Annotated in this window: 7 protein-coding genes and 1 pseudogene; 5 read left to right on the forward strand and 3 right to left on the reverse strand. The window is 40.6% G+C overall.

The window, feature by feature from the left end; translation table 11 throughout:
- Nucleotides 1-323: 323 nt before the first annotated feature.
- Both deoD and QMA12_RS21610 read right to left on the reverse strand, forming a co-directional pair.
- The gene (gene deoD / locus QMA12_RS21605) at nucleotides 324-1,025 is read right to left on the reverse strand and encodes a purine-nucleoside phosphorylase (RefSeq protein WP_290211085.1); all 702 of its coding nucleotides are present in this window, start codon (nucleotides 1,023-1,025) and stop codon (nucleotides 324-326) included.
- Nucleotides 1,025-2,257: a phosphopentomutase gene (locus QMA12_RS21610; RefSeq protein WP_087533558.1), complete on the reverse strand. Its 1,233-nt coding sequence runs from the start codon at nucleotides 2,255-2,257 to the stop codon at nucleotides 1,025-1,027. Before QMA12_RS21610 ends, deoD begins: the two co-directional genes overlap by 1 nt.
- 192 nt (nucleotides 2,258-2,449) lie before the next feature.
- Between QMA12_RS21610 and udk the strand changes: the two genes are divergently transcribed.
- From udk to QMA12_RS21625, 3 genes are all read left to right on the forward strand, one after another.
- Entirely contained in the window at nucleotides 2,450-3,079 is a 630-nt protein-coding gene (gene udk, locus QMA12_RS21615; RefSeq protein WP_087533559.1) for a uridine kinase, read from the forward strand.
- A gap of 19 nt (nucleotides 3,080-3,098) precedes the next feature.
- Nucleotides 3,099-4,322: a NupC/NupG family nucleoside CNT transporter gene (locus tag QMA12_RS21620; RefSeq protein ID WP_087533560.1), complete on the forward strand. Its 1,224-nt coding sequence runs from the start codon at nucleotides 3,099-3,101 to the stop codon at nucleotides 4,320-4,322.
- A 185-nt stretch (nucleotides 4,323-4,507) separates the two neighbouring features.
- Nucleotides 4,508-5,227: a transporter substrate-binding domain-containing protein gene (locus QMA12_RS21625; RefSeq protein ID WP_087533561.1), complete on the forward strand. Its 720-nt coding sequence runs from the start codon at nucleotides 4,508-4,510 to the stop codon at nucleotides 5,225-5,227.
- A 10-nt stretch (nucleotides 5,228-5,237) separates the two neighbouring features.
- On the opposite strand, the gene QMA12_RS21630 is transcribed toward QMA12_RS21625, so the two are convergent.
- Nucleotides 5,238-5,951 (reverse strand): ABC transporter substrate-binding protein, encoded by a 714-nt coding sequence (locus tag QMA12_RS21630; protein ID WP_087533562.1) that lies wholly within the window; start codon nucleotides 5,949-5,951, stop codon nucleotides 5,238-5,240.
- 204 nt (nucleotides 5,952-6,155) lie between these two features.
- Between QMA12_RS21630 and QMA12_RS21635 the strand changes: the two genes are divergently transcribed.
- Together QMA12_RS21635 and QMA12_RS21640 are read left to right on the forward strand one after the other, a co-directional pair.
- Complete coding sequence (locus QMA12_RS21635; protein ID WP_290211084.1) at nucleotides 6,156-7,061, forward strand: endonuclease/exonuclease/phosphatase family protein; 906 nt, start codon at nucleotides 6,156-6,158, stop codon at nucleotides 7,059-7,061.
- A 24-nt stretch (nucleotides 7,062-7,085) separates the two neighbouring features.
- Nucleotides 7,086-7,749 (forward strand): annotated as a pseudogene (locus tag QMA12_RS21640) (M3 family metallopeptidase); the annotation flags it as partial.
- Nucleotides 7,750-7,910 lie beyond the last annotated feature (161 nt).

The following is a 7,910-nucleotide window of genomic DNA, read 5'->3' on the forward strand; positions in this document are numbered from 1 at the left end:
GTCATTCAGCGTTAAGAGGTCAGCCATCAGCAGTCAGCGGTCAGCGGTCAGCGGTCAGCGGTCAGCGGTCAGCGGTCAGCGGTCAGCGGTCAGATCACAATAAAAGCTCATTAATTACTGTCAATAGATTAATGAGCTAGAATCTGCAAATGGTTTAATGATCGTTTAAAAACTGATGGCTGAAAGCTGATAGCTTACGGCTTGTTTTCATAAAAAAAGCCGCCTAGAGTTACTAGGCGGCTTTGGGAGGTTAGTCTCACTGTATTTGGGCGTGTCTCCAAACAAAGCGAATACGTTACCAAGGAACTTTTTACATTGTTTTATTACACAGACTCTAGTGCAATTTTAACCATTTCATTGAATGTGCTTTGACGCTCTTCACTTGGCGTGGCTTCGCCAGTGATCACGTGGTCACTTACGGTAAATAAGGCCATTGCTTTTGCGCCATACTCAGCAGCAACACCATATAAGCCAGCAGTTTCCATATCAACGGCTAACATACCTAATTTATCAAGCTCTTGATAAAAGGTGTTGTCGGCTTGATAGAAGGTGTCGGTGGTAAAAACGTTACCTACTTTTGCTTTAATACCGAGCTCTTTAGCGGCATTAACGCCATTTAATAGTAGGTCAAAATCAGCAATAGCAGAGAAGTCATAACCACGTACGCGAGCACGGTTTACGTTAGAATCAGTGCTGGCGCCTTGAGCAAAAATAACATCGCGAATTTTTATGTCGCTGCCAATACCACCACAGGTGCCGATACGAATAAGATTTTTAACGCCGTAGCTAACAATCAATTCACGGGCATAAATTGACATAGATGGAATACCCATCCCAGAACCCATAATGCTGACAGGCTTACCTTTGTAAGTTCCAGTAAAGCCATACATATTACGAACGCCAGTTACTTTTACTGCGTCATCAAGAAAGTTTTCTGCAATATATTGCGCACGTAGTGGATCACCTGGCATCAATACCGTTTGGGCAAAATCACAGTTGTTCGCTTCGATATGCGGAGTACTCATTATTCGTTTCCTTTTACAATTGGTGCTTTTAGCTTTGTTATAAAGCCTTCACCATAGTCAAGTGCAGGTAAGTTAAACCACTGGGCAAGGGTTTGACCTATGTCTGCAAAGCTAGCACGTTCACCAAGCGGGGTATTTTCAAGCCCAGCTCGATAAGCAAGTACAGGTACATATTCGCGGGTGTGCTCACTGCCCGGGAATGTGGGATCACAACCGTGATCCGCTGTAATAATTAGTACGTCGTCTGGCTTAAGCTGCTTAAGTATTGTTGGTAAATAATCATCAAACTCTTTAAGTGCTTTTGCATACCCTACAGGGTTGCGACGATGGCCAAACTTTTCATCAAAATCAACAAGGTTTGTAAATATCAAACTATGATCTGGCGCTGACGCCATCACCTGTGATGTTTTTTCTAGTAAGTTTTGTAATCCTGGGGCTTTGTGCTTTTGCGTAATACCTTGGTGTGCATAAATATCTGCAATTTTACCAATGCTTATTACTTCGCCGCCATCTTCTGCTAGCTTATCTAGCAAGGTTGGCGCTGGCGGTAACACTGAATAATCACGACGATTACCTGTTCTGGCAAAGTCTTGATTAGTCGAACCCAAAAATGGCCGCGCAATCACTCGTCCTATGTTCATTTCATCAAGCAGCGCCCGTGTGATTTCGCAGACCTGATAAAGCTTTTCTAGACCGAAAGTTTGTTCATGCGCGGCTATTTGAAACACGCTATCAGCTGAGGTGTAACAGATTGGTTTACCTGTTTTTACATGCTCTTCACCTAGCTGTTCTAAAATGGTGGTTCCTGATGCATGGCAGTTGCCTAAAATGCCAGGAATTCCCGTACGAGCAATTAGCTCGTCAATAAATTCTTGCGGAAAACAAGGTTGTGTATTTGGGAAATAACCCCAGTCGAATAACACTGGCACACCAGCCATTTCCCAATGACCTGATGGTGTATCTTTGCCACTTGAAAGCTCTTTAGCGTAGCCCCAAGCCGCAATCGGTGTTTGACGGTCGCTAACTAGGCAAGGTTCATTACCTGCCGCTTCACATGCATCCACTAAACCTAGTAACGATAAGTTAGGCAGAGAAAGTTTTTCGCCAGTTTTTTCTGAGTAAGCTTTTAGCAGATGGGCAAATGTATTCGCTCCGGTATCGCCAAACTTATCAGCGTCGGGGGCTGCGCCTATGCCTAAGCTGTCTGCCATCAATATAATTGCTCTTGCCATACTCACCTCGTTTATCCAATAGAGCTACTTTATCTGTTGTTGCTTTTTACCGTACAGGACATAAGTCCTGTTTCATAAAACCTAAACATTATAAATTTCACATCTTAAAGCGAAGCAAGAGAGATTATTCGTGTCTTTTTTGCTATTGTGATCTACCAACAATATATACCTTCTGTGTGGATGAGAACTTTAGTGACACGAACAATAATAGCCATTGCTGGCGCATCTGCGTCGGGCAAATCTCTTTTTAGCCAAACTATTTATAATGAATTGGTTAATGAGCTTGAACCAGGCGCTATCGCCGTGATCGAAGAAGATGCGTATTACAAAGACCAATCGCATCTACCGTTTGCCCATCGTACGCAAACAAACTACGACCACCCAGATGCGTTTGAACATGAATTGATGTGTGAGCATCTAACAAAATTACGCAATGGAGAAGCAGTCGAAGTTCCAACATATGATTATGCGCAGCATACACGCAGTGATAAAACACGGCCTGTTATGCCAGCTGAAATAATTATTGTAGAAGGTATTTTACTGCTCAGCGACAAAGCGCTAAATAAAGAATTTGATATCAAAGTGTTTATAGATACACCGCTTGATATTTGCCTAATGCGCCGTATGCAACGTGATATGGAGCAACGAGGCAGAACATTACAGTCCGTTGTTGAACAGTATCAAGCGACAGTGAGACCAATGTTTTATCAGTTTATTGAGCCCTCAAAGCACAATGCTGATTTAGTGGTCACACGTGGCGGCATGAATCGTGTTGCGATTGATATAATTAAAAGTAAAATAAAATATTTACTGCAAAAATAACAACGGGAAATAACCAAACATGACAACATTTATGAGCTTAGTCGGCATGTGTGTGCTGCTAGGCATTGCTTTTGCGGCCTCAACCAACCGCAAAGCAATTAGTTTAAGAACGGTTGGTATTGCGTTTGCCATGCAATTTATTATTGGCGGGTTTGTACTGTTTTTTGAAGCAGGAAAAAACGCCTTAGTGAGCATGTCAAAAGCCGTATCATCGGTAATTGGTTTTGCAAATGACGGAATATCGTTTTTGTTCGGTCCCCTTGCGAGCCAAGATACCTTAGGGTTTATTTTTGCGGTACAAGTTTTGCCGGTTATTGTGTTTTTCTCTGCCCTTGTTGCAGTGCTTTACCACATTGGCATTATGGATTGGATTATAAAAATCCTCGGCGGTGGTTTACAAAAACTGTTAAAAACATCGCGTACAGAATCGCTTTCAGCGACCGCCAATATCTTTGTTGGTCAAACTGAAGCACCGTTGATAGTAAAACCATTTATCGCAACCATGACCAAGTCTGAGTTGTTTGCAGTTATGGTTGGTGGCCTAGCTACTGTGGCAGGCTCAGTAATGGCCGGTTACGTTATTATTGGTGTAGAACTTAAGTATTTAATTGCTGCCAGCTTTATGGCTGCACCGGGTGGTTTCTTAATGGCGAAGATGATCGTGCCAGAGACCGAAACCCCAAAAGACACATTGGCTGATCTTGAAGATAATGAAGATAAGCCTGTAAATGTGATTGATGCAGCAGCATCAGGCGCTGCCAACGGCATGCATTTGGCACTCAATGTGGGTGCGATGTTACTAGCATTCGTTGCTTTAATCGCGCTGTTGAACGGTTTATTAGGTGGTATTGGTGGTTGGTTCGATTACCCGGCACTAACACTACAAGAAATTTTGGGTTATATATTTGCCCCGGTAGCCTGGTTGCTTGGCGTACCGTGGAGTGAAGCAATTATAGCCGGCAGTTTTATTGGTCAAAAGTTAGTAGTAAATGAATTTGTTGCTTACTTAGACTTTATAAATTATCGCGATACGTTAAGTGCGCACACACAAGCGATTGTCACATTCGCGTTATGTGGGTTTGCTAACTTATCATCGATAGCCATTTTACTAGGTGGATTAGGCGGTATGGCGCCTAGTCGGCGAAAGGATATCGCACGCTTAGGGCTCAGAGCAGTGTTAGCAGGATCTATGGCTAACCTGATGAGCGCCGCAATTGCAGGTTTTTTCCTCTCGCTAGCTTAGAAACTTTGAGATGAGCCTTAGTTGCAAAACAATAGGATAGCCCTTTAAGGGGTTAAAGAGCTATCTGACTTGAACGATACTTCACCAAGGGCCGCAAGGCCCTTTTATCGTTTTAGGCCCTTCACTTTTCATTACTCTCACTTTATTACTATACTCAAAATACAACCTAATTTTGAGGAGACTTCATGCGGTCTTTAGTGTATTTACTGCTATTATTATTTATACCAGTTAGTCTCGCTCAACCCTCTGTTAAGGTTGTTACTGAGTTATCCCCACCTAATCAAACTCGCATAAACGATAGTGTTACCGGCTACAGTACTGATATAGTTAAACTCATTTTAAATAAGGCAAGTATTAATGCTGCCATTGAGATTTACCCATGGGCACGCGCCTATAAAATGGCCCGCACTCATCCAAATACACTTATCTACAGCCTTGCACGAACAGTAAATCGTGAGCCTCTATTTCATTGGATTGGCCCCGTAGCGAAATTTAAATTAGGCTTTGTTAAGCTCACAAAGCGCCATGATATTGTCATCAATAACTTATCACAGGCAAGGCAGTACAACGTTGCTGTACAGCGCAATGACTTAGCGTATAACGTGCTAACTAAATATGGCTTCTCAGTCGTACTAACTAGTGATATTCAAAAGTCGTATCACTTGTTATTGGCCAAAAAGGTAGATTTAATTATTGATGATGAAAATTACCTGAGTGTAATGAGTGAACAACTTGCTATTGATACAGATAAAATTAGTTTTGTTTACGCAATTGATGAGCTAGCAGTGGCGGGATACCTAGCGGCTAATATTAATATGGATTCCGCCATGGTCAATAAATTAAAAAGCGCCTTTGAAGAAGTAAAAATAACAGCTCAATATCATGCATTACTTAGTAGTAAATAGTTTTTTCGCTTTAATTATGTATATAAAGGCTTTTAAACGACTCCACTTTTCCTTCTTTTTTCATCGCTTTTAATTGTAGATTAAATTGCTCTACGATTTCCTTGGGGACCGCTTTATTAAAAGCCAAGTAATTTCCACCAAGCTTTTCAACTGGCAGCTCAACTAGTTTGACTACTTCTTTGCCGCCGTGACCAAATTGCTGCAGTTGATAATCTAAAACTAATTCAGAGCCTAAAATCAAATCTATTTTATTTTTAAAAAACAGATTAATATATTCGTAATGATGAGCAAATTGTAATAGGTTTTTATCTGTTTCAAATCCCACTTCATAGACCAGCTGCTCATAAATATTGCCGCTTACTAAGCCTAGCGAATACGCACTAACTTGGTTTAAGTCTGTTGGATTAATATGTTTATTCGTCGCTAAACGGTAAAAAAATGTACGTGATGATACAAGTGGTCCAACCCATTGAAATAGGTCTTCACGTTGCTCTGTACGGGCTGTAGACACAACCCCTGCAGTTGGGTTACTTTGTGCTAAATTATATGCACGCGTCCAAGGCAATAGCTCAAATTTGCATTCTACCTTCACTCGCTGGCAAAGTGCCTGAGTTATATCGAGGTTTATTCCCTGTAATTGCCCCTTATTAGAGAAGTTATAAGGAGGAAATTGCTCGGTATAGATTGTGAGTACTGGCTTAGCGTATGCAATGTGGCTGCACATTAATAATAAGCACGCAAAACTATGTCGAATAAATATAGCGCCATTCCCATCTCAGAATTAAAGATACTTAATCATAAGACACCTCGTCAAATAACTCTATAAAAACGGCACTCTTTATTTGATAGACGTCTATCGCAAGCTACTTGCAAAACAGATTAGATATAATATAACATTACTTAAAATACCTTTTACAATTTATATTTAATGAAAAAAATTAACATTTTACTTTTAGCTTCAAGCTTAGGTTTATTCGGTTGCAGCGCAGGCGTCCCGTATTCATCAAGTAAGCTAACTGTCGCAACCTGGAATTTAGAGCACCTCGCAAGCGACGGTAACTTGGGTTGTAAGGTCCGCACAGAAAGTGACTATAAACTGTTAAGTCAATATGTTAACACTGTTGATGCGGATGTGTTTGCACTACAAGAAGTAGCTTCAGAGGCTGCTGTTGCACGCATATTTAAGCCTGAACAATGGCAAATAATTATGTCATCGCGTGCTGACTCACCTAGTTACACCTGCCGTGGTAATGGCAACCTATCAACACAACAGAAAGTCGCGTTTGCAGTAAAAAAATCAATTCAGGTAACCAACTCACAACACTTAATATCACTTTCAGCGGTTAAGTTAGGGGTTAGAGAGGGCCTACAGCTCTCGCTTAAATATAATAATCAAACGGTTAATCTATTAAATTTACATCTTAAAAGCGGCTGCTTTACCCAAGATTATAGCCAAAGCGATAGTACAAGCTGCCAGGTATTCGCAAAACAAGCCGATATTCTTAAGCAACATGTTGTTAGTCAGCTAGGTAATGATGATAAATGGCTGATGCTGGGCGACTTTAATCATCACTTAGCAGATAAAAACAATAAATTTCGCAACGTTTTGCTTGACGCTGTAACGGCATCTACAAACAATACTCTAACAGTACTCACCGATGGCCAGATAAGTTGTCACCCTAAATACCCTGCTCCTATCGACCATATCATTTCATCATCAGCAATGGCTAATACACTTTCTAAACCCCCTGTCATGTTTCACAAATACGTACAACCGTCCAAGACTATGTTGAGCGATCACTGTGCATTAAGTGCAACTTTTAACATTCACTAACAAGAGAAAATTAACGCCTCAAGCCATGACTTTGCCATACAACCATGGGATGGTTTTACTACGCTGAGCAAGTAGGCAAAGATAAATATAATTCAGATGAATCTGCAGCTAAAAAATATTTTGAGTTTAACCGCGTACTAGAAATGGATGAGCTCATTCGTAAAACAATCAGGGTTATTAGAGCAAAAACCGGTTGTTGTTAACGTTATGAATATTCAAAAAGCAGCCGAAGGCGAACCAACACTGATTAGCTATGACGAAGCAACAACGATTTTTCACGAGTTAGGTCATGGATTACATGGCATGTTGTCTAATGTTACCTACCCTAGTTTATCTGGTACCTCTGTATCACAAGACATTGTAAATGTTTGAACAAAACGCACTAACCAAACACAATGTTAATTTGTCATATATCCCACCACGCTATAAATCAGCTTACTTTTCACGCTCTATGGGTGGCGGCTATTCTGCTAGTCATTATGCCTACATGTAATTGCCGCGAATACCTACGCTTTCGTACAAGATGAAGGTAGTTTAAAACATGAAATTGGTGACAAATACCGTAAAGATATTTTGGAAGTGGGTAATTCAGGTGATCTTATGGAATCGTACAAAGCATTTAGAGGCCAAGAGCCAAGTACAAATGCATTATTAAATGCGAAGAGGACTCACAACAGTCGTAAACTAGCTATATAAGAATGAGCAAGTTTAAATACTTGCTTATACCAAACACATTTAATTGATGATCTATTTTAATTTTATGCTTTTTGTGATCTAATAGAGCTAAATGCAGTCATTCTAACTGAGCTTACATTGTCCAACATTCCAGATTTTCCCTATACCCGAGAT

It is taken from the genome of Pseudoalteromonas sp. APC 3893, assembly GCF_030408095.1.
Taxonomy (GTDB): domain Bacteria; phylum Pseudomonadota; class Gammaproteobacteria; order Enterobacterales; family Alteromonadaceae; genus Pseudoalteromonas.

Excerpts from the sequence above, each read along its gene's own strand:
- QMA12_RS21625 (WP_087533561.1), top strand. The coding sequence starts at position 4,508 with ATGCGGTCTTTAGTGTATTTACTGCTATTATTATTTATACCAGTTAGT.
- QMA12_RS21635 (WP_290211084.1), top strand. The coding sequence starts at position 6,156 with ATGAAAAAAATTAACATTTTACTTTTAGCTTCAAGCTTAGGTTTATTC.
- QMA12_RS21610 (WP_087533558.1), bottom strand. The coding sequence starts at position 2,257 with ATGGCAAGAGCAATTATATTGATGGCAGACAGCTTAGGCATAGGCGCA.
- QMA12_RS21620 (WP_087533560.1), top strand. The coding sequence starts at position 3,099 with ATGACAACATTTATGAGCTTAGTCGGCATGTGTGTGCTGCTAGGCATT.
- deoD (WP_290211085.1), bottom strand. The coding sequence starts at position 1,025 with ATGAGTACTCCGCATATCGAAGCGAACAACTGTGATTTTGCCCAAACG.
- QMA12_RS21630 (WP_087533562.1), bottom strand. The coding sequence starts at position 5,951 with ATGTGCAGCCACATTGCATACGCTAAGCCAGTACTCACAATCTATACC.